General features: G+C 70.1%; 25 protein-coding genes. 16 read left to right on the top strand and 9 right to left on the bottom strand.

Annotated elements, in window-relative coordinates; all coding sequences use genetic code 11:
* The first annotated feature begins 387 nt into the window (after positions 1 to 387).
* From FFS09_RS08790 to FFS09_RS08780, 3 genes are all read left to right on the top strand, one after another.
* Complete coding sequence (locus FFS09_RS08790) at positions 388 to 3,126, top strand: cation-transporting P-type ATPase (protein WP_137918485.1); 2,739 nt, start codon at positions 388 to 390, stop codon at positions 3,124 to 3,126.
* Between the two features lie 371 nt (positions 3,127 to 3,497).
* The gene (locus tag FFS09_RS30575; protein ID WP_212745079.1) at positions 3,498 to 3,662 is read left to right on the top strand and encodes a hypothetical protein; all 165 of its coding nucleotides are present in this window, start codon (positions 3,498 to 3,500) and stop codon (positions 3,660 to 3,662) included.
* 178 nt (positions 3,663 to 3,840) lie between these two features.
* On the top strand, positions 3,841 to 4,698 hold the full coding sequence (locus tag FFS09_RS08780) for a mechanosensitive ion channel family protein (RefSeq protein WP_137918484.1): 858 nt from the start codon (positions 3,841 to 3,843) through the stop codon (positions 4,696 to 4,698).
* Between the two features lie 47 nt (positions 4,699 to 4,745).
* Here FFS09_RS08780 and FFS09_RS08775 read toward each other — a convergent pair whose 3' ends face one another.
* Positions 4,746 to 5,054 (bottom strand): nitroreductase family protein, encoded by a 309-nt coding sequence (locus FFS09_RS08775; protein ID WP_171019933.1) that lies wholly within the window; start codon positions 5,052 to 5,054, stop codon positions 4,746 to 4,748.
* A gap of 396 nt (positions 5,055 to 5,450) precedes the next feature.
* Here FFS09_RS08775 and FFS09_RS08770 point away from each other — a divergent pair, with 396 nt between their 5' ends.
* The 8 genes from FFS09_RS08770 to FFS09_RS08735 are packed head-to-tail and all read left to right on the top strand — an operon-like array spanning position 5,451 to position 12,757.
* Entirely contained in the window at positions 5,451 to 6,005 is a 555-nt protein-coding gene (locus FFS09_RS08770) for a Na+/H+ antiporter subunit E (RefSeq protein WP_137918482.1), read from the top strand.
* A gap of 4 nt (positions 6,006 to 6,009) precedes the next feature.
* Positions 6,010 to 6,342, top strand: coding sequence for an MrpF/PhaF family protein (locus FFS09_RS08765; RefSeq protein ID WP_137918481.1), 333 nt, complete (start codon positions 6,010 to 6,012; stop codon positions 6,340 to 6,342).
* Positions 6,339 to 6,677, top strand: coding sequence for a cation:proton antiporter (locus FFS09_RS08760; RefSeq protein WP_137918480.1), 339 nt, complete (start codon positions 6,339 to 6,341; stop codon positions 6,675 to 6,677). The genes FFS09_RS08765 and FFS09_RS08760 overlap by 4 nt, the downstream gene beginning before the upstream one ends.
* Complete coding sequence (locus FFS09_RS08755; protein ID WP_137918479.1) at positions 6,667 to 7,659, top strand: hydrogenase subunit MbhD domain-containing protein; 993 nt, start codon at positions 6,667 to 6,669, stop codon at positions 7,657 to 7,659. Before FFS09_RS08760 ends, FFS09_RS08755 begins: the two co-directional genes overlap by 11 nt.
* Positions 7,656 to 7,979 (top strand): NADH-quinone oxidoreductase subunit K, encoded by a 324-nt coding sequence (locus FFS09_RS08750; protein WP_171019932.1) that lies wholly within the window; start codon positions 7,656 to 7,658, stop codon positions 7,977 to 7,979. The genes FFS09_RS08755 and FFS09_RS08750 overlap by 4 nt, the downstream gene beginning before the upstream one ends.
* Positions 7,976 to 9,502 carry a complex I subunit 5 family protein gene (locus tag FFS09_RS08745; protein ID WP_137918478.1) on the top strand — a complete coding sequence of 509 codons (1,527 nt, stop codon included), beginning with the start codon at positions 7,976 to 7,978 and terminating at the stop codon, positions 9,500 to 9,502. The genes FFS09_RS08750 and FFS09_RS08745 overlap by 4 nt, the downstream gene beginning before the upstream one ends.
* Positions 9,499 to 10,995, top strand: coding sequence for a proton-conducting transporter transmembrane domain-containing protein (locus FFS09_RS08740; RefSeq protein WP_137918477.1), 1,497 nt, complete (start codon positions 9,499 to 9,501; stop codon positions 10,993 to 10,995). Before FFS09_RS08745 ends, FFS09_RS08740 begins: the two co-directional genes overlap by 4 nt.
* A 4-nt stretch (positions 10,996 to 10,999) precedes the next feature.
* Entirely contained in the window at positions 11,000 to 12,757 is a 1,758-nt protein-coding gene (locus FFS09_RS08735) for a complex I subunit 5 family protein (RefSeq protein WP_137918476.1), read from the top strand.
* A gap of 57 nt (positions 12,758 to 12,814) precedes the next feature.
* On the opposite strand, the gene FFS09_RS08730 is transcribed toward FFS09_RS08735, so the two are convergent.
* The 3 genes from FFS09_RS08730 to FFS09_RS08720 are packed head-to-tail and all read right to left on the bottom strand — an operon-like array spanning position 12,815 to position 15,011.
* Complete coding sequence (locus FFS09_RS08730; protein WP_137918475.1) at positions 12,815 to 13,279, bottom strand: hypothetical protein; 465 nt, start codon at positions 13,277 to 13,279, stop codon at positions 12,815 to 12,817.
* A gap of 38 nt (positions 13,280 to 13,317) precedes the next feature.
* Positions 13,318 to 13,938, bottom strand: a complete 621-nt coding sequence (locus FFS09_RS08725) for a hypothetical protein (RefSeq protein ID WP_137918474.1) — start codon at positions 13,936 to 13,938, stop codon at positions 13,318 to 13,320.
* The gene (locus tag FFS09_RS08720; RefSeq protein WP_137918473.1) at positions 13,935 to 15,011 is read right to left on the bottom strand and encodes an NAD(P)-dependent alcohol dehydrogenase; all 1,077 of its coding nucleotides are present in this window, start codon (positions 15,009 to 15,011) and stop codon (positions 13,935 to 13,937) included. The genes FFS09_RS08725 and FFS09_RS08720 overlap by 4 nt, the downstream gene beginning before the upstream one ends.
* Positions 15,012 to 15,293: 282 nt before the next feature.
* On the opposite strand from FFS09_RS08720, the gene FFS09_RS08715 reads away from it, so the two are divergent.
* The 5 genes from FFS09_RS08715 (at position 15,294) to FFS09_RS08695 (ending at position 18,935) form a co-directional block, all read left to right on the top strand.
* On the top strand, positions 15,294 to 15,593 hold the full coding sequence (locus FFS09_RS08715; RefSeq protein WP_171019931.1) for a DUF2459 domain-containing protein: 300 nt from the start codon (positions 15,294 to 15,296) through the stop codon (positions 15,591 to 15,593).
* A gap of 836 nt (positions 15,594 to 16,429) precedes the next feature.
* A complete protein-coding gene (locus FFS09_RS31535; protein ID WP_137918471.1) occupies positions 16,430 to 17,020 on the top strand; it encodes a L,D-transpeptidase family protein in 591 nt (196 codons plus the stop codon).
* Positions 17,021 to 17,128: 108 nt separating this feature from the next.
* Positions 17,129 to 17,296, top strand: a complete 168-nt coding sequence (locus FFS09_RS08705) for a hypothetical protein (protein WP_231698755.1) — start codon at positions 17,129 to 17,131, stop codon at positions 17,294 to 17,296.
* Positions 17,297 to 17,414: 118 nt separating this feature from the next.
* Positions 17,415 to 18,494: a calcium/sodium antiporter gene (locus FFS09_RS08700; protein WP_137918470.1), complete on the top strand. Its 1,080-nt coding sequence runs from the start codon at positions 17,415 to 17,417 to the stop codon at positions 18,492 to 18,494.
* 39 nt (positions 18,495 to 18,533) lie between these two features.
* Complete coding sequence (locus FFS09_RS08695; protein ID WP_137918469.1) at positions 18,534 to 18,935, top strand: diacylglycerol kinase; 402 nt, start codon at positions 18,534 to 18,536, stop codon at positions 18,933 to 18,935.
* A 37-nt stretch (positions 18,936 to 18,972) separates the two neighbouring features.
* Here the strand turns inward: FFS09_RS08695 and FFS09_RS08690 are convergent, their stop codons facing one another.
* From FFS09_RS08690 to FFS09_RS08675, 5 genes are all read right to left on the bottom strand, one after another.
* A complete protein-coding gene (locus FFS09_RS08690) occupies positions 18,973 to 19,626 on the bottom strand; it encodes a VTT domain-containing protein (protein ID WP_137918468.1) in 654 nt (217 codons plus the stop codon).
* A gap of 112 nt (positions 19,627 to 19,738) precedes the next feature.
* Positions 19,739 to 20,473: a sodium-dependent transporter gene (locus FFS09_RS08685; RefSeq protein WP_171019928.1), complete on the bottom strand. Its 735-nt coding sequence runs from the start codon at positions 20,471 to 20,473 to the stop codon at positions 19,739 to 19,741.
* The gene (locus FFS09_RS30565; RefSeq protein WP_171019927.1) at positions 20,470 to 20,748 is read right to left on the bottom strand and encodes a DUF3623 family protein; all 279 of its coding nucleotides are present in this window, start codon (positions 20,746 to 20,748) and stop codon (positions 20,470 to 20,472) included. Before FFS09_RS30565 ends, FFS09_RS08685 begins: the two co-directional genes overlap by 4 nt.
* The gene (locus tag FFS09_RS08680; protein ID WP_137918466.1) at positions 20,745 to 21,011 is read right to left on the bottom strand and encodes a hypothetical protein; all 267 of its coding nucleotides are present in this window, start codon (positions 21,009 to 21,011) and stop codon (positions 20,745 to 20,747) included. The genes FFS09_RS30565 and FFS09_RS08680 overlap by 4 nt, the downstream gene beginning before the upstream one ends.
* An 11-nt stretch (positions 21,012 to 21,022) precedes the next feature.
* Positions 21,023 to 21,682, bottom strand: a complete 660-nt coding sequence (locus tag FFS09_RS08675) for a class I SAM-dependent methyltransferase (protein WP_212745078.1) — start codon at positions 21,680 to 21,682, stop codon at positions 21,023 to 21,025.
* Between the last annotated feature and the right edge of the window lie 352 nt (positions 21,683 to 22,034).

Genomic DNA, 22,034 nt, shown 5'->3' with positions numbered 1-22,034 from the left:
GCGGCAGTTCGATCGGCGACGACCCAGAGGACCAGTCGATGGGCAGGCCGTTCGTCAGGGCCGCTTCGGGAATCCGATCGCGCGCGGCTGCAGTGCACTTGCGCTGCGCCTGCTGACAGAGCGCGGCTGCAGTCATCACGGACGCCGGGCTTAGGTCAGTACCAAGATGGAGCGGCTCCACCGCAGGAGTGCGCCAGCATCTCCCGCAAAGGCAGGCCTGCGGGCAACCGCAGCCCATTGGTCCACAACCACCTGCCCAGTTGGAACAGGCCGATGTGCGCGCCGAACGTGTGGGCGATCAGCATGAATTGCCGGCTATCAAGGTGCGCATGGGCGGGTACAGTCCAATGTAGCGATGACGCTGCCGATGAATTCCGGATTGCCCACATGACCCCGCCTGCCCCGAAACCCGACGCTGCTTGGCATGCCCTGGACGCCATGCAGGTGCTGGAGCGCCTGCAAACCGATGCGACGGCCGGGCTGGCGGCAGCCGCCGTGGCGCGCCGCCGGGCCGAGCACGGGCCCAACCGCCTGGCCGAGGTGAAACCGACCCACCCCATGTGGCGCCTGGCACTGCAGTTCCACAACCTGCTGATCTACCTGCTGCTGGGCGCAGCCAGCATTACCGCCTTGCTGGGGCATTGGGTCGACACCGGGGTCATAGTCGCAGTGGTGGTGCTCAACGCCGTGATCGGCTTCGTGCAGGAAGGCAAGGCCGAACGCGCGCTGCAAGCCATCCGCCGCATGCTCTCGCCGCGCGCACTGGTGCTGCGCGACGGCGCGCAGCACGACATCGACGCCACCGACCTGGTGCCCGGGGACATCGTTCTGCTCGCCTCGGGCGACCGCGTGCCGGCCGACCTGCGGCTGCTGCAGGCGCGCAACCTGCGCATCGACGAGGCCGCGCTGACGGGCGAGTCGGTGCCCGTGGACAAGGACACCGCTGAGGTGGACGAGGCGGCGCCCATCGGCGACCGCTTGGGCATGGCCTACGCCGCGACCATGGTCACCCAGGGCCAGGCCCGCGCCGTGGTGGTGGCCACCGGTGCGCGCACCGAGATCGGCCGTATCGGGCGCCTGCTGGAGGAGGTGCAGGCCGTCACCACCCCGCTGCTGCGCAAGATGAGCGATTTCGGCCGCGTGCTGAGCTTGGTGATCATGGCGACGGCGGCGCTGCTGTTCGGCTTTGGCACGCTGGTGCGCGACTACGCCGCCATCGACATGTTCATGGCTGCGGTGGGTCTGGCGGTGGCCGCCATACCCGAGGGACTGCCCGCAATCATGACCATCACGCTGGCCATCGGAGTGCAGCGCATGGCCAGGCGCCATGCGGTGATCCGCCGCCTGCCGGCCGTCGAGACGCTGGGCTCGGTGACCGTGATCTGCTCGGACAAGACCGGCACCCTCACCCGCAATGAGATGACCGTGCAGCAGGTGGTGCTGGCCGAACGCAACTACCGCGTGCAGGGCGCGGGCTATGCCCCGCACGGCGGACTGGAGACGGCCGACGGCCCGTGCGCCGACTGGCCGCCTGCGGTGCGCGACCTGGCGCAGGCCGGCGCGCTGTGCAACGACGCCAGCTTGCGCGAGCAGGCCGGCGCCGCTGGCGGTGCCGGGCAGTGGAGCGTGACCGGCGACCCCACCGAAGGCGCGCTGCTGACGCTGGCGCGCAAGGCCGGCTTCGACCTCGCCGCGCTGGCGGCGCAGCAGCCGCGGCTGGACGTGATCCCGTTCGAGTCGGAGCACCGCTACATGGCCACGCTGCATGCCCCAGGTACAACCCCGGGTGCAGGCAACGTGGTGTTCGTCAAGGGGGCCCCCGAACGGGTGTTCACCATGTGCGCGGCGCAGTTCGATGACCAGGGCCGCGAACAAGCCTTCGACGCCGCCGCCTGGCACACCCGGGTCGAAGAGCAAGCCGCTGCGGGCCGGCGCGTGCTGGCGCTGGCGCGGCGCGTTCTGCCGTCGGGCCACGCACGCTTGGTGCTTGGCGACGTGCAACAGGGGCTGACCCTGCTCGGCCTGGTGGGCATCATCGACCCGCCGCGCGACGAGGCGATCCGCGCCGTGGCGCAGTGCCGCGCCGCCGGCATCGAGGTGAAGATGATCACCGGCGACCACGCCGTGACGGCCAGCGCGATCGCGCGCCAGATCGGCCTGGGCGGCGGCGACGTGAAAGCCGCCACCGGCGCCGAGGTCGAGGCCTGCGACGACCTGGCGCTGCGCCGCATGGCGATCGAGACGACCGTCTTCGCCCGTGCCAGCCCCGAGCACAAGCTGCGCCTGGTGCGTGCCCTGCAGGCCGAGGGCCAGGTGGTGGCCATGACCGGCGACGGCGTCAACGACGCTCCGGCGCTGAAGCAAGCCGATGTCGGCGTGGCGATGGGCATGAAGGGCACCGAGGCCGCCAAGCAGGCAGGCTCCATCGTGCTGGCCGACGACAACTTCGCCTCCATCGCGCATGCGGTCGAAGAAGGCCGCACCGTCTACACCAACCTGCGCAAGACGGTGACCTTCCTGCTGCCCGTCAACGGCGGCGAGTCGCTGACACTGCTGCTGGCCGTGCTGCTGGGCATCGCCCTGCCAATCCTGCCAGCGCAGATCCTGTGGGTGAACATGGTCAGCTCGATCGGCCTGGCCATGGTGCTGGCCTTCGAACCGACCGAGGCCGACGTGATGACGCGGCCGCCGCGCCGGCCCGACGAGCCCATGCTGTCGGGCTTCGTGATCTGGCGCATCGTGTTCGTCTCGACGCTGTTCATGCTGGGCATCTTCGGCATGTTCGAGCTGTCACTGGCGCGCGGCGCGGCCATCGAGGAAGCCCGCACCGTGGCCGTCAACACCCTGGTGGCGATGGAGGTGTTTTACCTGTTCAGCGTGCGCTACCTGAAGTCGCCGTCGTTCACCTGGACCGGCGTGCAGGGCACGCCACGAGTGCTGGCCGCCGTATCCGGCGTCTTCCTGCTGCAACTCGTGTTCACCTACGCACCGTTCATGCAGACCCTGTTCAACACCAGCGCGCTGTCGCTCCAGGTGGGCGCGCAGATCATCGCCGTCGGTGCCCTGGTGCTCCTGGTGCTCGAGGTGGAGAAACTGATCGTGCGCCGCCTCGGCCTGGACCAGTGAAGTTGTGTCACCGACAAGCGCATGTGCCTGGCCATGGCCATGTACACCTACCGCGCACGCAAGTACCTCGGGGCCTACCTCGCAGTTGTCGGGCATCGGGCCCCTCGTCGACAGCCTGCTTCAGGCGGCGCCCGCGCTGGCCAACGGTTTGACGGCGGGACCTGGGTGGTCTGGGGCATCGGGCGCGTCTTGCTCGTGGCGCTGGGTGCCGGCGCCCACCTTCTCATCGCGGTGTGGCACCGTCGCGGCGGCGGCTCGGGCTCGCAGCCTGACCAGGTGCAATCGGCCGGCTCAGTGGCGCTTCCCACATTGCGCAGCGCCCATACCGATCGCGGGCCTCGTCCATGGACACAAGCACCCTCCTCTTCGCCATGACCGCGACTCTCGCCGGGGTGGCTTTGCACGCCCGGCGCCTGAGCATCGAGAAGCGCGAAGGCGTGCTTCTCAGAGTCTTCACCGGTCTGTGCGGCGCACGCGCTGCGGTCACGGCGATTCTCAAACGTAGCACGCTGATCCACTTGCTCGTTGCCGACTGACGTCCCCAGGACTCGTGCAGCCCGAAGCTGGCACAATATTCGCGCGACGCTGATCGTGAAGTCCGCTTGACTTGCGGCAGACTCGCCCAGTGCATGGTTCGGGGCTGAAGCACATGGATCGACAGGGCGCCGATTACGCCCCCTGGCCTGCCTCCTCGATAACTGCCGACGCTACACGATGTCCAGCCCGACCCTCGAAAAACTGTTCGCTGCCATTCCCGGTCAATGGGAAAAGGTCATTGCCACCGCCATCCTGATCGGCCTCGGGCTGGCGCTGTCTCACCTCTGGGCCCGCTATCTGGCCCGCGGCGAAATCTCCGCCGAGAAGCGGCGCATGCACCTGGTGTGGGCACGCAACGTCATCTGGTTCCTGGTGCTGCTGCTCATCATCTCGGTCTGGGCGTCGACGATCGCCGGCTTCGCTTTGTCGGTGGCGGCCGTCGCCGGTGCGCTGCTGATCGTCAGCAAGGACCTGGTGATGTGCGTGCTGGGCTACTTGTACGTCACCCTGGTTCAACCCTTCAAGGTGGGCGATCTCATCGAGTTCAACCAGCTGCACGGACGGGTCGTCGACATCGACATGTTTGCCACCACCCTGGTCGAGCTGGACCACGCCGGGCAGGTTACGGGCAAGACGGCCGAGTTTCCAAACGGGCTGCTGCTGACCATTCCCCTGAAGAACAACTCACCCACCGGCGAGTACGCCCTGCACCTCATCCGCATGCCCATTCCCAGAGGCAGTGGGTCCGACCTGGACCGAATCGAAGAGGCTGCCCTGGCGGCGGCCGATCAGGCCACCAGCGCCTGGCGCGACGAAGCCTTGGCCCACTTCCGCAAGATCTCTGCCGAGAGCTTCATCGCCTACCCTTCGGGCCGGAACAGGGTATCCTGGGACTTCTCCGATCCTAGGCAGTTGGTTCTCGTCGTGCGCGTCACATGCCCGGGCGCGGAACGTGCCAAGGTCGAACAAGCGGTCTTCAAGGACATCTGGCGCGTGCTCAGGCCAGCGCCGGGCCGCTCCCAAGCGTCGGCCTGAGCCTCCCCACGGGGGAGTGCCCGCGCAGCGGGGAGGGGTGGTCGATTTCACGCCGGCCAGCCCAGGGTAACGAAGTGCACCGGCCATTCTGGCGTAGGGTCGATGCCGACCAGCGCGGCCGCCTCGTCGTCGTAGAAGGTGCCCACTGCACACACGCCCAGCCCGAGCGCGCCGGCCTTCAGGTACAGGCGCTCGCCGGTCATCCCGACCTCCAGGAACGTGTGGCGGTAGCCGCGCGCGGCACCGGCGGGGTCTCGGGTGAAGCCAGCGCGTGCGATGGTCAGCACGAACACCGCCGCTACATCGCCTGAGACGTCCCGATTGAGCGCGGCAGCGCGCGTACAAGCCCGTCGCACCGGCACCGCACCCGTGCTCGCCCGCAGCACGTGGCGCAGGCCGTTGTAGCGCTAGGTGTGCCGACCGCGCAGCGCGCTGCGGCGGACGCGGGCGTCACGCGGCAGGGGGTCATTCAACCACCTTGGCGATGCAGCGCCCGAGTGATCTCCATTGCGGCCGACAAGGGTTCCATGCTGGAGGCATTCTGCGGCTAGGCTCGCTTGGCCCCAGTCGGTCGCTCCCGACCCTGGCGGCGCAGAGTCGACATGGTGCCGTGCTATTCTTAGTTGGACTTCCGGAACCGAGGGTACGTCGCCGTTGATGTCAACGTGTCGGCCCGTGGTCCCTGTGGAGCGGGCGGACTGATCCCGCCCGGGCGCGAACCCGACCCCGGCCACGGGACGCAAGAACAACACATGCACGCATCCTCTAACCTCAGCGCCGATCCGGCGACGGCCGCATCGGCGCGGCCTAGTCAATGGATCGGGCGCCTCGCTGCTCTGGCGCTGCTCTGGTGGGTCGTGGCGGGCGGCACGGCGTCGTCCTGGATCGTCGGTGTTCCGACGATCGTGGCAGCGGCACTGCTCACGCCCCTGGCCCCGCGAGGGCCATGGGGCCTGAGCCTGTCGGGTGCGCTGCGCTTCGCGGCCTTCTTCCTGCGCGAGTCACTGCGCGGTGGTGTGGACGTGGCTCGGCGCGTCAGCGCGTCGCACCCGCGCGTCGCACCGGGCCTGGTGCAGTACCTCTGGCGGCTGCCCGAGGACGGACCGGCACGCTCGCTATTCGCGCTCTGCGTGAGCCTGCTGCCGGGCACGCTGGTGGCAAACGTCGGTGGGCGGGATCTGCTGATTCACGCCCTCGACACCGGCGCGCCGGTGGCCGCCGAACTGGCAGCGCTCGAAGATGCCGTCGCCGGCCTGTTCTCGCTCGCACTGCCCGCTGTGGCGCCCGGAGCGCCCGGTCAGGGCTGAGCGGATGGCCGCCGCACTGTGGATCATGGCCGCGCTGGTGCTGGCGACGATCGCGCTCGGCCTCCTGCGCGTGGAACGTGGCCCGTCCAACGGCGACCGCATGCTGGCCGCGCAGTTGCTGGGCACCGGCGTCGTGGCCGTGCTGCTGCTGCTGGCGCGCGCGACGGACGCCCCCGCCCTGCTCGACGTGGCCCTGGTGTTGGCGCTGCTGGCCAGCGTGGCCAGTGCGGTGTTCGTGCGGCGCATTGGCGTGACGCCACCCGAGGCGATACCGGCGTCGCCACCAGACACCGGCCCGACCCCGGTCAACGGGCCGGTACAGGGGCCGCAAGCATGACCGGCATCCCCTGGCGTGAAGGACTGTCGCTGACGCTGATCGGCGCCGGCGCACTGTTTTTCCTGGCCGGCAGCGTCGGCGTGCTGCGGCTGCCCGACCTGTTGTCGCGGCTGCATGCGCTGACCAAGGCCGACAACCTCGGCCTGGGCTTCCTCGTGGCCGGCCTGATGTTGCAGGCGGCCAATGCGCAGGAGGTACTTAAGCTGCTGCTGGTCTGGCTGCTGGTGCTGTTCGCCAGCTCGGTGGCCTGCTACCTGGTAGCACGCTCGGCCACGGCTTCGGCGGCGCGCGCGGACGGCGGCGCGCCGGCCGCCGGAGGCGACGATGGCCGCTGAGGTGCAGGTCTTCGACGCCGTGCTCGTGGTCCTGCTGCTCTGGCTGGGCTGGCGCGCACTGGCCAGCGCCGACCTGTTCAAGGCCGTCGTGCAGTTCATCGTCTTCGGGCTGCTGCTGTCGCTGGCCTGGGTGCGGCTGGGCGCGCCCGATGTCGCGCTGGCCGAAGCCGCGATCGGCGCTGGCCTGGCGGGCGCGCTGCTGCTCGATACGCTGGCGCGGCTGGGCCGCTCGGGCGCCGCCGACGAAGCGCGGCCGCTCGGCCTGACGCCGGCGCGCGCCGGCATCGCGCTGGCGGCACTCGGCCTGGCCGCGCTGCTGGTGGCCTCGGCGCTGGCCCTGCCGGAGCGCTGGCCGGGCCTGGCCGAGCCGGCGCTGCAGCAGCTGCCGGCCAGCGGCGTCAGCAACCCGGTGACGGCCACCCTGCTCAACTACCGCGGCTACGATACCCTGCTCGAGGTCGGCGTGCTGATGCTGGCCGTGCTGGGCGTGTGGATCCTCGAAGCCGAGCCGGCGCTGCCGCGCCCTGCCGCTGACCCTATGCTCGGGCTGCTGCTGCGCGTGCTGCTGCCGCTGACAGTGATCGTGGCCGGCTACCTGCTGTGGGTCGGCGCGCACGCACCTGGAGGCGCCTTCCAGGGCGCGGCGCTGCTGGCCGCCGGTGGCGTGCTGTGGCACCTGGCGCGGCCGCTCTCGCTCGGCCCGAGCCGGGCGGTGCGGGCGATCGTCGTGCTCGGCTTTGCGGTTTTTCTGGCGGCCGGCGTGGCGACGGCCCTGCTCGGCGGTGGCTTTTTGACCTTTCCACCCGAATACGCCGGCGCCATCATCCTGGTGATCGAGGCCGCCGCCATGCTGTCGATTGCGCTCATCATGGTGGCGCTGTTCGTCGGCCGCGAGCGAGCGCTGAACGACGCCAACGCCCCGAACACTGCCGCTGACCCGAGTGCTGTGCCCGGCGCCCCCGACCCGGGGGCGGCACCGTGAGCCTGGCGCTGCTGTACGGCCTGGCCGGCATCGCGCTGGTGGCGATGGGGCTGTATGCGGCGCTGGCGGCGCGCCATGTGCTGCGCCGCCTGCTCGGCCTGAACGTGCTGGGCTCGGGCGTGTTCATGATGCTGGTCGCCCTGGCCTCGCGTACCACCGATATCGCCACCCGCCCCGACCCGGTGCCGCACGCTATGGTGCTGACCGGCATCGTCGTCGCCGTCAGCGCCACCGCGCTGGCGCTGGCGCTGCTGCGGCGCATGCATGTGCACGAGGGCAGCCCGCGCCTGCCCGAAGACCGCGACGACGCTTCGCCATGACCGGCAGCGCATCGCTCGTGACAGTGCTCGTCGTGCCGTTGGCCGGTGCGGTGGCGGCGCTGCTGGCCGGCCAGCGTGGCGCCGCGGCCGCCAGCCTGCTGACGAGCGCGCTCGGTGTCGCGGCAGCGTTCGCACTGGCGGCGGAGGTGATGACGGGTGGCATGCAGCACGTCGCGGTCGGCGGCTGGGCAGTGCCGCTGGGGATCGAGTTGCGCGCCGACGGTCTGGCCGCAGCGATGCTGCTGATAACCGCGGTGATCGGCGCGGGCATCTCGGTCTTCGCGTGGCGCTACTTCGGTGCCGCTGGCCACCACGCCCACCACGACCCAAACGCCCTCACCGCCGGCCCGCCCGGGCCGGCCGGCGAAGTCGCGCCGCCGGCGTCGGCCTCGACCCAGTGGCTGTTCTGGCCGGTGTGGCTGCTGGCCTGGGGCGCGCTCAACGCGCTGTACCTGTCGGGCGACCTGTTCAACCTCTACGTCACGCTGGAACTGCTCGGGCTGGCCGCGGTGGCACTGGTGGCGCTGGCCGGCGCGGGTGCGGCCGCCGCCGCACTGCGCTACCTGCTGTTCGCGCTGCTGGGCTCCATGCTCTACATTCTGGGCGTCGAGCTGTTGTACGCGGCGCACCAGACGATGGACCTGCTGCAGTTGCGCCAGAGCCTGCAGCCCGGCCTGTCGGTGTGGCTGGCCGCGGCGCTGATGACCGCCGGGTTACTCGTCAAGACCGCGATCTTCCCGCTTCACTTCTGGCTGCCGCCGGCGCACGGCTCGGCGCCGGCGCCGGTGTCGGCAGCGTTGTCGGCCCTGGTCGTCAAGGCCGGCTTCTACCTGCTCGCGCGGCTGTGGCTGGACCTGTTCGGTCCCCTGCCGGGCGCTGGCGTGGTGCCCGCGTTGCTGGGTGCGCTGGGCGCGCTCGCCGTGCTTTGGGGCGGCGTGCAGGCGCTGCGCCAGGCGCGCCTCAAGGCCATGATCGCCTACTCCACCGTGGCTCAACTGGGCTACTTGATGATCGCGCTGCCGTTGGCGGTGGCGGGGGGCTCGGCAGGTGGGGCGATGCATGCCGCCGTGCTGCTCGCGGCCAGCCATGCGGCGGCCAAGGCCTCGATGTTCATGTGCGCCGGCTCGCTGCTGGCCGCCTACGGGCATGACCGCATCGACGCGATGGCAGGCTTCGGCTCGCGGCTGCCGATCACCGCCACCGCCTTCGCGCTGGCCGCGCTCAGCTTGGTCGGTCTGCCGCCCACGGGCGGCTTCGTCGGCAAGTTCGCGCTGGTCGAAGCCGCGGTGCGCGCCGGTGCCTGGTGGGCCGTGGCGGTGGTGCTGGCCGGCAGCCTGCTGTCGGCCGCGTTCCTGTTCCACGCCCTGTCTCGGGCCTTCGCCGATGCCCCCGCCGACAAGGCCTCGGCAGAGGTGCCGGCGGCCCCGCAACTGGCGGCCCTGGCCCTGGCTCTGGTGGCCGTGGCCCTGGTTGCCGCAGGCGAACCACTGCGCCGCCTGCTCGCGGTCGGGGCCCTGCCGTGAGCGCGCAGGCCTGGGTGCCGCTGGCGGTGGTGGCGAGTTCGCTGCTGCCAGGGCTGGTCATCTTCCTGCTGCCCGAAGACCGGCGCGGGCTGCGCGCCACGCTGAACCTGGCGGGCGCCTTCGCCAAGCTGGGCCTGGTCGGCATGATGCTCTGGAACATCGGCCGCTTCCACGAGTACGAAGCGCGCATGACGGTGTTGCCCGGGCTGGACCTGGTGCTGCGCGCCGACGAACTGAGCCTGCTTTTCATGACCCTATCGGCCCTGCTGTGGCTGCTGACCACGGTCTATGCGATCGGCTACCTCGAAGATTCGCCGCACCGCAGCCGCTTCTTCGGCTTCTTCAGCCTGTGCGTCTCGGCCACCGCGGGCATCGCGTTAGCAGGCAACCTGTTCACGCTGTTCGTGTTCTACGAGATCCTCACGCTGGTGACCTATCCGCTGGTCATCCACCGCGGCACCCCGGCTGCGCTGGCGGCCGGGCGCACCTACCTCTTCTACACCGTGCCGGCCGGCGCGCTGCTGCTGCTGGCGGTGGCCGCCAGCCAGGTGCTTACCGGGCCGCAGGACTTCGTCGGCGGCGGCTACCTGAAACCTTTCGGCGCCGACCATGCCACGGCCCTGGTGCTGCTCTTTGCCGCCCTGGTGACCGGCTTCGGCGTCAAGGCCGCGCTGGTGCCGCTGCACGGCTGGTTGCCGCAGGCAATGGTCGCGCCGGCGCCGGTGTCGGCCCTGCTGCACGCGGTGGCGGTGGTCAAGGCGGGGGCCTTCGCCATCGTGCGCGTGGTCTACGAGATGTTCGGCATCGAATTCGCCGCGACACTCGGCGTGCTGACGCCGCTGGCCATGGTGGCCGCAGTGACGATCATCTACGGATCGCTGCGCGCGCTGATGCAGGACGAGTTGAAGAAGCGCCTGGCCTACTCCACCGTGAGCCAAGTCTCCTACATCGTGCTCGGCACGGCGCTGCTCGGGCCGGTGGCGACGACAGGCGCGCTGGTGCACCTGGTGCACCAGGGGCTGATGAAGATCACCCTGTTCTTCAGCGCAGGCAACTATGCCGAGACGCTCGGCGTGCACCACGTCAGCGAGATGGACGGCATCGGCCGGCGCATGCCGCTGACCACCGCCGCCTTCACAGTCGGCGCGCTCGGCATGATCGGTGTGCCGCCGGTGGCCGGCTTCGTCAGCAAGCTCTACCTTGGCGCCGGCGCGGCGCAGGCGGGCCAATGGTGGGCCATCGGCGTGCTCGCCGTCTCGAGCCTGCTCAATGCGATGTACTTCCTGCCGGTGTTGCACCGCGCCTGGTTCCGCCCCCAGAACGGCCCCTGGCCGCACGAGGACGGTCGCGGCCGCGACGCCAAGCCGATGCTGCTGGTGCCGGTGCTGCTGACGGCGCTGTTCTCGGTGGGCGTGGGCGTGCTGGCGGCGACGCCGTGGAGCCCGCTCGACTGGGCGTATCTGATCATTCGCCGGGAGTACGGCGGTGGCTGACGCGATGGCGTCTGACGCCTTCATCGCTGCGACCGGCGGTGCGCTGACCTGGCTGGCCCCGGCGCTCGTGCCGCTGGCCGCCATGCTGCTCCTGCTGCCGGCGCTGCGCCGGCTGAACCGCCTGCGCCTGCTGCTGCCGCTGGCGGCGCTGCCCGCCCTGGGCGTGGCGCTGTTCGCAGCGCCGGGTGCCGTCGACCTGCCGTGGCTGTTCCTCGGTGCGCGCTTCGGGCTGGACGGCACCGGGCGCATCTTCCTGCTCTTCACCTCGGCGCTGTGGCTGGCCGGCGGCGTGCATGCGCTGGGCTATCTGCACGACGACCCGCGGCGCAACAGCTTCTGGCTGTTCTGGTGCGCGGCAATGGCGGGCAACTTCGGCCTCGTGCTGGCGCAGGACGCGGCGAGCTTCTATGTCTTCTTCGCCCTGATGAGCTTCGCTTCCTACGGGCTGGTGGTGCACTCGCGCACGCCCGAGGCCCTGCATGCGGGCCGCGTCTACCTGGCGCTGGTGGTGCTGGGCGAACTGGCGCTGTTCGCCGCCATCGCGCTGGCCTGGCAAGCTGCGGGCAGCCTGAACTTCGCAGACATCGGCCCGGCGCTAGCGGTGTCGCCGTGGCGCGATGCGGTGATCGGCCTCACGCTTGTGGGCTTCGGGATCAAGGTCGGTGCGCTGCCGCTGCACGTGTGGCTGCCGCTGGCGCACCCGGTGGCGCCGACGCCGGCCAGCGCCGTGCTGTCGGGCGCGATGATCAAGGCCGGCCTGTTGGGCTGGCTGCGCCTGCTGCCGCTGGGCGTGCCGGGCAGCGCCTCGCTGGCGGCGCCGGCCTGGGGCGAGGCGCTGGTCGTGCTCGGACTGGTGGCCGCGTTCGCCGCAGCGCTGGTGGGCGCGATGCAGCAACATGCCAAGGCGGCGCTGGCCTATTCGAGCATCAGCCAGATGGGCTTCGTCACGGTGGCCGTCGGTTTGTCGCTGGCCGTGCCTGCTGCGGCCCCGGCGGCAGTGGCCGCGGCCACGCTGTATGCGTTCCACCACGCTTTTGCGAAGGCGGCGCTGTTCCTGGGCGTCAGCCTGGTTGGCGCAGCGACGGCGCGCGCACGTGCGCTGTGGATGCTGGGCTTGGCGCTGCCGGCGCTGGCCCTGGCCGGCGCGCCGCTGACCAGCGGCTACGCGGCCAAGGCGGCGCTCAAGGCTGCGCTGCCCGAGACCTGGGCCTGGCTCGGCATGGCCTTGAGCCTGGCCGCTGCCGGCACGACCCTGGTGATGCTGCGCACGATCTGGCTGCTGAAGCGCGACGCGGGAAACCACGCCGCGCACCCGCCGAACCTTGCCATGTGGGCCGGTTGGGCGCTGCTGGTGGCCGCCAGCGCGGCCGGATGGTTGGTGATCGGAGAAACGCGCGAACTGCTGCCCTCCACGGCCGGCGGCTGGGCGGCCGCGAGCTGGCCAATCGTACTGGGCGTCAGCCTGGCGCTGCTGCTCTCGGCATGGCGCCGCAGAAGCCCAAGCGCCGATTCGCTCGCGGTGCCGCCGGGGGACCTGGTGGTGCCGCTGCTGGCGCTGGCCAGAGCCCTCGCCGGGTCGAAGCAGGACGGGCATGGGGCGGCGGCGGGGCACGCCGAGCACGGCGCCGAGCCCGTGGCGCACGCCACCGTGCCGTCATGGCCCTGGTTGGGCCGCGCCGAATCTGCGCTGGCTGGCGGCAGCGGCCTCGCGCTGGCCCTTCTCGGCGCCGCCATGGTCGTGCTGTTGATCGCGTCGGCGTAGGGCACCGGCGCGGCGCAGCGGCACGAAGCCGGCCTTCCGACGCGCTCGCCGCTTCGGTCAGCGCGTGCCCGCCAGCGCCGGCTGCACGCGCCGGCGCCAGATGCCGACGGCCACGCTGAGCGCAACGCCGGCCAACACCAACAGTACCGCGCCGACCCCCCAAAAGACGAGCACCAGCGTCGGCAGCCAGGCCATCAGCGCAGGTGCGCTGGCAACCGCCCACTCGATCATTGGCGCGGACGCCGCGAGCATCGCCTTGACCGCTTCCAGCGACTGCGCGGGCAGCCAGGGTGCCAGCCAGGCCGGCAGTTCGAGGGCGCCGATCCAAACCTGCCAGCCAGCGGTACCTGCGCCACCCCCCGTGGCCCAGGCCGACCACCCGGACCAGTCGGCCAGGGCATGGGCCGCCCAGGCCAGCAGCGACCACAGCAGGAGCAGCAGCAACATGGACAGCCAGACGAAGACGTGCGGCCAGGGGCTGCGACGGGGGGCTACGGCGCGATCGGGGGATTCGGTGGGCATGATGGCTTGCTTTCGAGTTGTGGAGTCGATGGGAACGCTCAGTTGAGTATGCGCGCACCGACGGCGTCGCCGGCGCGCTGCAGCGGACCCAGCGGATTGACCTGCCGCTCGGTGCGGTCGATGCGCGCCTCGCCACCGAAGTTGCGGAAGACGACCAGTTCGCCGCGCACCACGACCAGTCCGTCGAAACGCCAGCCGGCCACGGCCGTGGTGCGCTTGAAGTTGAAGAAGTCGAGCCAGAACGAGCCCTCGCGGCGTTGCGTCTGCCCGCCCAGATGGAAGACGTAGGCCCGGCATTGCGCCTGCGCGGCCACGCAGGCGCGCACACCCTCGTCCAGCGTCTCCAGCGGCACGCCGGGATGCGGCGCGAGCCGCGTCACGACCTCAGGGTACGGCACCCGCGTGACGTTGCGCCCACCCTCCGGGTCGAAGCCCAGCCCCGCGAGTTCGGCGACGGTGGTGCGGAACGGCAGCACCTGCTCGAGCGCACGCTGCGCCGACTCGAAACTGTCGAAGCCCGAGGGCTGTTCACTCGAGCCCCGAGGCAGCAGCGACGCGCAGCCGGCCAGCGACGCGCTCAGCAGCGCGGCCAGGGCCATCGACAAGAGGCGCGCAGGGGCACGCGGCGGCCGCACCGCCTCGCAGGGGCGTCTCCTCATGGCGTGATGGCCACCTTGAGCACGCCGTCGCGCTGGTGCCCGAACAGGTCGTAGGCGCGCTCGATGTCGTCGAGCTTGAAGCGGTGCGTCACCATCGGCCCGAGATCGACCCGGCCGGCCTGGATCACCGCCATCAGCCGGCGCATGCGTTCCTTGCCGCCGGGGCACAGCGTCGTCACGATCTGGTGGTCGCCCAGCCCGGCGGCGAACGCGCCGAGCGGAATCGTCAGGTCGCCCGAATAGACGCCCAGGCTGGACAGCGTGCCGCCCGGGCGCAACACGCGCAGGCAAGCCTCGAAGGTGGCCTGGATGCCCAGCGCCTCGATCGCGACATCGACGCCGCGCCCGCCGGTCAGGCGCAGGATCTCTTCGACCGGGTCGACGCGGCTGCTGTCGATGACGTGGTCGGCGCCCATGCGGCGCGCGATTTCCAGCCGCGAGGCCAGGCGGTCGACGCCGATCACCGTCGTCGCGCCGCTGAGCTTGGCGCCGGCGGTGGCGCACAGCCCGATCGGCCCCTGGGCGAAGACCGCCACCGTGTCGCCGATGCGGATGCCGCCGCGCTCGGCGCCGCCGAAACCGGTGGACATGATGTCGGGGCACATCAGCACCTGCTCGTCGCTGAGTTCGTCGGGAACGGGCGCGAGGTTGACCATCGCATCGGGCACCAGCACGTATTCGGCCTGGCAGCCGTCGATGGTGTTGCCCAGGCGCCAGCCGCCCAGCGGCTTCCAGCCATGCGCGGTGCCGGCGCCGTCCTGCGCGCCGCAGCCGCACAGGCAGGCGTTGCTCCAGCCGCTGGGGGTGATGGCACCGGCGATCACGCGCTGGCCCTCGCAGTAGCCTTTGACCGCCGAGCCGAGCTTCTCGATCACGCCCACCGGCTCATGACCCACGGTCAGGCCGCGCGCCACCGGGTACTCGCCCTTGAGGATGTGCACGTCGGTACCGCAGATCGTGGTCGTGGTCACGCGCAGCAGCGCGTCCAACGGACCCACGTCGGGGACCGGCTTATCGTCGAGCACGATGCGACCAGGTTCGACGAACATCGCCGCCTTCATTTTCTGGGTCATGGTCACCTCCTGCCCATGCAAGGGCTTTGGTGGTTGGGGAACCTCCATTGTCAACGTCTGCCACCAATAAGACATTGACTCGCGTCAACCCGGACAAGTTCTAAAACCGTGTCGTGGTCGGTCCGCCCCACAATGGGTGCCCTGTCACCCTCCTTGCTCCCGCCCACCGCCCCGCAACCTGCCATGCGCACGCGCCAATCCCTGGCGCGTGGCCACTGGGCATTGCCCTAGCTAGGGCCGGTTCAGCCCGGGCGGATGTTGTTGCGCTGGATCACCTCGGACATGGCCGCTGAAGCGGCGACCGATACCGTTGCGATCCGCATGGCGTCGCATGGCCGGCACAGCGACCTGATGATACCGGCCGCCGTGATTGACGCCGACGCCCGGCCTGCCCGGCGGAAGTTTCACGAGGAGGATCATTTCGAGGTCGCCTCGGGTGATCGCACCTACTACCAGGCGGTCGATCCATGTCAGTGGGTTGGCCTATACGCGTTGTTGTGGCCCAGTCCCGGCGTGCTGCACATTGTTGCCCTGCAGAGCGCGCCCAAGCGGCAGTTCGCCGGCGCGCGGAGGCCACCCTAGACATCTCGCGCGATGGCGCGCAGCACCTGGTGGCCGCGATCGCTGCCAGCGCGAGCGCGACGACCAGGGTCGGCCGATCACCTTCGCCCCGTCACCGTACGGTCAGGGACGCTTCTAAGCCTCAATCGACCGATTTCACCTGTCCAAGACCTACCATGTCTGCGTGGAGCCACGAGTACGCGGTCCAGGGGTAGCGGTGCGCGCGGCGCAGACCATCACAACCGGCATACTCGCCAAGAAACTACCTCTGGGCACAGTGCGACATCCCGGTCCGCCAGCTGCGCTGCGGCCTGCTCCGATGCCGCCGACCGCGAATTGACACACGCCAGGGGCAACGGGTTGAATCTGTGCTGCACGGCGCCCATGGTCCCTGAACCCTTGTCACCCAAAGACCCAATGCATGCCGTCAGCGTGGATACCCACTCTACGCAGGACGACACGGTGCAAAGCATGTTGCACGCGGTGGTTACGGTGCCCGCCGAACTGCGGCAGGCGTCGCCGCGTGCAGCCGCACTGGGCCTAGACAGCTCGCTCGAGCGCGACTGGAGGCTTGGGCAGCCTGGCGCAGAGGAGCTCATCACCCGCGTCGGCCAGGAGTTCGGTGTGCGGCTCGACGAGAACGCCCTCACCGTGGCCAAGACACCGCGCGACCTGCTACGGCTGGTCCGCCAGGTATCGCCCGCTTCGACGACGGACGCTGTGCTGGCGGCGCTGAACGCGCTGGTGTCCGCGCGAATTGACCAGATTCGCGTCAACCTCGAACGGCTGCGCAGGGTGGGGCGTGCCCTCGTCAGCGGCCAACTGCTGGTCGACATAGCCGGTTTCGAGACTGGGCTGTGGCTCGACGGCCGCAAGGCCTGGCGTTCGCGCGAGGTCGTCGGCCATCTATACCGGCGCTCGCCCGAATTCCGCTCGACGATGGAATACCTCGTACTCAATCCGGAGTGGGCCGTGCCGCTGGCCATCCTGCGCAAAGACGTTCTGCCGCGCGTGCTAAGAGACCGCGGCTACCTCGCGCGCCAGTGCATGCGGCTGATCGACCGCGTTGGCCGGCGTCGACTGGGACGCCGTGCGCAAGCGCCCCGGCGTCTCCCCTACCGCGTTGTGCAGGCCAGCGGCCCGGCCAACGCGCTCGGCCGCATCCGCTTCATGGCCCCAATGGACACCTGGTGTTCCTGCACGACACGTCGGCGCGCGAGCTGTTCAAGCGCCCAGCACGCGCCTACAGCGAGGGCTGCATCCGCGTCGAGCGCGCACATGAGCTGGCCGTACTGCCGCTTGACGATGCCGAACGCTGGAGGGCGCAGCGGCTCGCCGAGATCATCGATGACGGGGGCCCGCAGACGCTGCCGCTGCGCCGGCATGTACCGCTGCTGCTGTACAAAACTGGGGTCGTTCAGTGTGCAATGGCCGGGCTCGGTTCCTAGGTGGCAGGCGCAGCAGCACCCCTGTTCTGGGGCTCGATCGGCGTGTGGCTGCTGGCAGGCGGCGGCACGGCCGCAGGCGTTGGCCTGCGACTGTGATGCGCGCTGGCGGTGAGCTGGATCGACAACCTCGTGCGCCCTTGGGTCATCAGCGGGGTGTCGAAGATCCCATTCCTGCTGGTGCCGTTCGTTGTGCGGGTGATCCTCGCCATCCTGCTTGCGCAGTGGTGCAGTGGGGCGGCCGACGGCGAGGCCCTGCCGACGCGTCGGCAGGACTGACGCACGCGGTCAGCTACACTGCTTGGAGCGTACGACGACGCCGCAAATGGACATCCTTGGCATGGCATGGCATGAACCAAACACAGCGAACGTGCGGTGAACAACGATAGGAGTGGATATGCAGTTCTTGATGTTCGTGGGCGGCCTGCTCGCGTTGGTCGTAGGTGCCGGCCTGCTGGTGCGCGGCGCGTCGAAGCTGGCGTTGTCCTTTGGCATCTCGCCACTCGTCGTCGGACTGACCGTCGTCGCCTTCGGCACCAGCGCCCCGGAAGTGGCCGTGTCGGTGGGCGCCGTGCTGGATGGGCGGGTCGACATCGCGATCGGCAACGTCGTAGGCAGCAACGTCTTCAACGTCCTGTTCATTCTCGGTGTCAGCGCGCTGATCGTGCCGCTGGTCGTGAACATTCAGCTCATCCGCCAGGAGGTTCCGATCATGATCGGTGCCTCGCTGCTGCTGCTGCTGCTGTCGCTCGACGGGCGGATCGGCCTGCTGGATGCGGCGCTGCTGCTGGCGCTGCTCATCGGCTACACCGTCTTCCTGGTGGTGCAGTCGCGGCGCCAGACCCGCGCCGCGCAGGATGAATACACCGAAGCGCTCGCGCCCGCGGTGACAACCACCTGGGACCGTCCGCCGCTCGTGCAGATCGGCCTCGTGCTGGCAGGCCTCGCCGCTCTGGTGCTGGGCGCGCAATGGCTGGTCGAGGCCGCGGTGACCTTCGCCAAGGCAATGGGCGTCAGCGACCTGGTGATCGGCCTGACCATCGTCGCCGCCGGCACCTCGCTGCCCGAAGTGGCCACTTCAATTGCCGCCGCGATCAAGGGCGAGCGCGACATCGCGGTCGGCAACGTCATCGGCAGCAACACCTTCAACATCCTGGGCTGCGTGGGCCTCGCGGGGCTGGCCGCGGGCGACGCCGGACTGATCGTTCCGCCTTCGGTGCAGGCCTTCGACATCTGGGTCATGCTGGCCGTGGCGTTGGCCTGCGTGCCGGTGTTCCTGACCGGCCGCGAGATCGCGCGCTGGGAGGGCGCGGTCTTCGTGCTGTACTACGTCGGCTACGTGGCCTACCTGATCCTCGCCGCGCAGCAGCACGACGCACTGCGCACCTACACGCTGGCGATGACCGGCTTCGTGCTGCCGCTGACGGTGATCACGCTGGTGGCGGTTCTGCTGCGCCGCAGGACACCGGCGCACTGAAGCCGGAGCGGACCGCGGCGCCCCGGCCTGGAGAACCCCATGAGGAACAAGTTTCTCGGCACCGGCGAGCCCGGCTGGCACCCGCTGCGCAAGCTCGCGGTGGTCCTCGCCGGCCTGCGCTATGCGGTGTTGAACGACTTCAGCGTGCTCTACAAGGCCGTGTTGTCGCTGTTGGTGCTGGGCCTGGCGCTGTGGCTGCGCGCCTGGGTGGACGCCGCGGTCATCCTGCTGGCCACCGGCGTCGTGCTGGCGGCGGAGATCTTCAACACCGCGATCGAGGCGCTGTGCGACTTCGTCGAAACGCGCCACAACGACAAGATCGGCATCATCAAGGACGTCGCGGCCGCCGCCACCGGCATCGCGATCCTGGCCTGGGCCATCGTGCTCGTGGTGGAACTGATGGAACTGTGGCCTCGCCTGGCCGCCTTGCGGACTGGCTGAAGCGACGCCGCCGGGCAGCAACGCCGAAGTCGCGACATCAGCGCCGACGCCTGGCCCACGCCCGAGCCGCCAGCGCGATGGCGACGGCGGCGAGAAGTGGCCACAGGGTCTGGGTGCTGAACAGATCGGCCACTCGACCGGCCGCCAGTGCCGCGTGAATGGCCTGGCTGTACAGCCAGGCCTTGAGGGCAAAACCGATCACCGTCGAGACCAGGAATGGCACCAGCGGCAGCCGCAGCGTGCCCGCGCCGTAGTTGAGCACCGAGTGCGGAAACCCGGGCGCAAAGCGCAAAGCGCATTGAAGCAGGAAGCCTCCCTCGTGCTGCATCAGCCGGTAGCCTCGGCTGGCCTGCAGCCGTGCCATCGCCGCCCCGGTGAGGCGGCGCGCGAACGCATACGCACCGAGCACGCCGATACAGCCTCCAGCCGTCAGGATCAGCGCAGCCGCGGTGGGCGAATACAGCGGCGCGACCAGCCAGCGCACGGCCGAGCCCGGCAGCGCAAACGTGAAAAGCACGACCTGCAGCAGAACCAGCGCCACGGCAAACCACCAGTGCGCCGCCAGCCCGCGCGCCCAGTCCAGCAACGCACGGGCGTCGACGAGCTCGAACGCCTGCACGGCAATGCCGGTCAAGGCCAGCGCCACGAGCAGGGCCACCGGCCACAGCGGGGCGACGGGACGATCCGGCATCCCAGGCGGACTTATGACAGGGTCGGCCCGGATGACCGGCGCAAGGCTGCAGCAGAATCAGCCGGGGCCGGTGCCGCGCAGATCACCACGAGCGACGCGGGGCCTCAGCACATCAGCCGATCAGCGCGCTGCCGGCAAATACTGCCGCGAGCACCGCCGGCACGGCCCAACGCAGCATCCCGCGCCAGGCCCTCCCGACGGCCAGCGCCCGGCACAGACCGCTGGCCGGCAGCAGCAGGTTCGAAGCGAAGCGGTCGACCGCCTCCAGCACGCCGAAGCCGAACGGGCGCCAGGCCTGGAGCGCACCGCCCGACAATGCCGAGGGAACGCCGGCGACAAAGGCCATGGTGCTCACGACGAGCGCGGCGTGCCGGCGCGACCAGCCGCGTGCCTTCATCAGCGCGGAAACGGCCACCTCGATGAGCGCGATTGTCAGCGACAGCGCGGCGAAGGCCAGCAGGGCAAAGAAGGCCAGTCCGACCGAGGCGCCGCCCGGCATCACCGCGAACACCTGCGGCAGCTTGACGAAGGCCAGCGCCGGCCCCTGGGCCAGATCGAGCCCGAAGGCGAACACGGCCGGAAATATAGCCAGGCCCGCCGTCAACGCAAAGCCCGTGTCGAGCGCCGCCACCAGCAGCGCCGAACGCGCCAGCCGGGCCTCGCCCGGCACGTAGCTGCCGCAGGTCGTCAGCGTGCCGACGCCCACGCCGAGCGAGAAGAACGCCTGCCCTAACGCCGCCAACCATACTTTCGGACGCGCTAGCGCCGTCAAGTCCGGGGCGAAGAGGAAGGCCATGGCCTCTTGCGTGCCGCCGAGCGTCAGGTCGTAGGCCGCCAGCGCGCTCACGGTGGCCGCACCAGCGGCATCACGATCCGCGCCACGCGCTCGATGCCGTTGCGCACACCAGCGACGAAGACCGCGATGGCCAGCCCGAGCACCAGCAGTTGCCAGAGCATCGTCTGAGGCGAGGCCAGGAAGCGCACGAATTGATCGGCGACCGCCTGGCGCCCGCAGCCTACTGCGGCACCGCCGAGGTGGCTGCCGAGATAGGTACCGAAGTAGCGCCAGACCCAGCCGGCGATCACCGCGCAAAAGCTCAGGATCGCAAGGGTGGTCGTCACGGCCAGCCAGCCCAGGCCCAGCGCGGCGAGCGCATCCCGAGCCCATACGCCGACACGACGTCCGCGCGTGCGCGGCGGCCGAGTGCGAACTCGGCCAGCATCAGAGGCAGCCCGAGAATGGCCACCGCCGCCAGGTGGGCCAGCAGAAATGCGCCGGCGCCGTAGGCAAAGCGCCAGATGTTGCCGAGACCGACCGCGCTGGCGACCGTGGCCAGCGCGAACGCCGTGTGGCCCGACCACTGCTCGCGTGGCGTCGCTTCCATCGGCCTCAAGGTCACGGCTTGACCCAGCGGAAGACACGCATCGGCGGCAGGTTGCGCCACTCCCAGTCGACCCGTGGCGCGCCCAGGTGCAGCTCGGCACAGGCTGCCACGTGGGCGTGCAACTGGTAGGCGACGAAGCGACCGCCCGTTGCAAGGCAGGCATCGATCGACGCGGCCACACGTTGTGCCGCGTCGACCGGCAGCGTCAAGAACGGAATGCCGGAGACCACCACATCAGGAGCCGGCATCTGCCAGTGTTCGAGGTGTGCCAGCAAATCGACGGTACTGCCCTCCTGCACGACGAGCCGCGGGTCGGCGACGCGCTGCCGCAGCCGTGCGCAGAAGCGCGGGTTCGACTCGATTGCCAGCGGCGGCATGGCCCGCAGCAGGGCGCGAGTCGCACCGCCCGTGCCGGGGCCGAGTTCGACGACGACGCGCGCATCGGTCAGCGCGGCAGCCCGCACCACGCGCTGCTCGAGGTAAACCGAACTCGGCGCGACGGAAGCGACGGTACCTGGGCGCAACAGGAATTCACGCAGGAACGCCACGCCATCGGCGGGGTGCGAGATGCCGGGGGCAAAGATGCGGACGCCGCCGCGGGGCGTGGCAGCGGTGGAAGCGGTGGCAGATCGAGACACGGCAATGACCTGATTCTTCAGTTCGGTGGGCACTCGGTACTCCCAGGTATCGCGCGCGCCGGCCGCGCGGAGCGGCCAAGAATGGCGAAGGCGCGACCAGGGTATGCGCATCCGTCAACGAAGGCCGTTTGCGTTGCGTTCCGCCGCGCGGCGCTCGCCTGTTGATCTCTGGCCCCTCCTAGTTTCTTCGCGGCCGCAAGCCCGATCGTGCGGCGACCCATGCCGGCAAGCAATGGTGCGCAGACATTGTTTGGACGCGCTCGCGGCGGGTTCGTTCCCATCCTCGGCGACCCAGCCGAGCGCCGGTTGATGCTCGTCAACGTTCTCGCTGCGAGCCTGTGCGGCTCGCAGCGCAGCGGCTCGCACTGGCCGCGCCCGGTGCCCC

Origin of the sequence: Hydrogenophaga sp. 2FB, assembly GCF_005503365.1 — a bacterium.
Classification (GTDB): Bacteria; Pseudomonadota; Gammaproteobacteria; order Burkholderiales; family Burkholderiaceae_C; genus Hydrogenophaga.
The sequence above is the reverse complement of the archived record's forward strand: the minus strand, read 5'-3'. Positions and strand labels throughout refer to the sequence as shown.

What these genes read in the sequence shown, in the direction of transcription:
- FFS09_RS08770 (WP_137918482.1), top strand. Translation starts at nt 5,451, where the DNA reads ATGCACGCATCCTCTAACCTCAGCGCCGATCCGGCGACGGCCGCATCG.
- FFS09_RS08690 (WP_137918468.1), bottom strand. Translation starts at nt 19,626, where the DNA reads ATGCCGGATCGTCCCGTCGCCCCGCTGTGGCCGGTGGCCCTGCTCGTG.
- FFS09_RS08765 (WP_137918481.1), top strand. Translation starts at nt 6,010, where the DNA reads ATGGCCGCCGCACTGTGGATCATGGCCGCGCTGGTGCTGGCGACGATC.
- FFS09_RS08680 (WP_137918466.1), bottom strand. Translation starts at nt 21,011, where the DNA reads ATGGAAGCGACGCCACGCGAGCAGTGGTCGGGCCACACGGCGTTCGCG.
- FFS09_RS30575 (WP_212745079.1), top strand. Translation starts at nt 3,498, where the DNA reads ATGACCGCGACTCTCGCCGGGGTGGCTTTGCACGCCCGGCGCCTGAGC.
- FFS09_RS08695 (WP_137918469.1), top strand. Translation starts at nt 18,534, where the DNA reads ATGAGGAACAAGTTTCTCGGCACCGGCGAGCCCGGCTGGCACCCGCTG.
- FFS09_RS08780 (WP_137918484.1), top strand. Translation starts at nt 3,841, where the DNA reads ATGTCCAGCCCGACCCTCGAAAAACTGTTCGCTGCCATTCCCGGTCAA.
- FFS09_RS08790 (WP_137918485.1), top strand. Translation starts at nt 388, where the DNA reads ATGACCCCGCCTGCCCCGAAACCCGACGCTGCTTGGCATGCCCTGGAC.
- FFS09_RS08755 (WP_137918479.1), top strand. Translation starts at nt 6,667, where the DNA reads ATGGCCGCTGAGGTGCAGGTCTTCGACGCCGTGCTCGTGGTCCTGCTG.
- FFS09_RS08720 (WP_137918473.1), bottom strand. Translation starts at nt 15,011, where the DNA reads ATGACCCAGAAAATGAAGGCGGCGATGTTCGTCGAACCTGGTCGCATC.
- FFS09_RS08700 (WP_137918470.1), top strand. Translation starts at nt 17,415, where the DNA reads ATGCAGTTCTTGATGTTCGTGGGCGGCCTGCTCGCGTTGGTCGTAGGT.
- FFS09_RS08745 (WP_137918478.1), top strand. Translation starts at nt 7,976, where the DNA reads ATGACCGGCAGCGCATCGCTCGTGACAGTGCTCGTCGTGCCGTTGGCC.
- FFS09_RS08735 (WP_137918476.1), top strand. Translation starts at nt 11,000, where the DNA reads ATGGCGTCTGACGCCTTCATCGCTGCGACCGGCGGTGCGCTGACCTGG.
- FFS09_RS08730 (WP_137918475.1), bottom strand. Translation starts at nt 13,279, where the DNA reads ATGCCCACCGAATCCCCCGATCGCGCCGTAGCCCCCCGTCGCAGCCCC.
- FFS09_RS08760 (WP_137918480.1), top strand. Translation starts at nt 6,339, where the DNA reads ATGACCGGCATCCCCTGGCGTGAAGGACTGTCGCTGACGCTGATCGGC.
- FFS09_RS08725 (WP_137918474.1), bottom strand. Translation starts at nt 13,938, where the DNA reads ATGAGGAGACGCCCCTGCGAGGCGGTGCGGCCGCCGCGTGCCCCTGCG.
- FFS09_RS08715 (WP_171019931.1), top strand. Translation starts at nt 15,294, where the DNA reads ATGGCCGCTGAAGCGGCGACCGATACCGTTGCGATCCGCATGGCGTCG.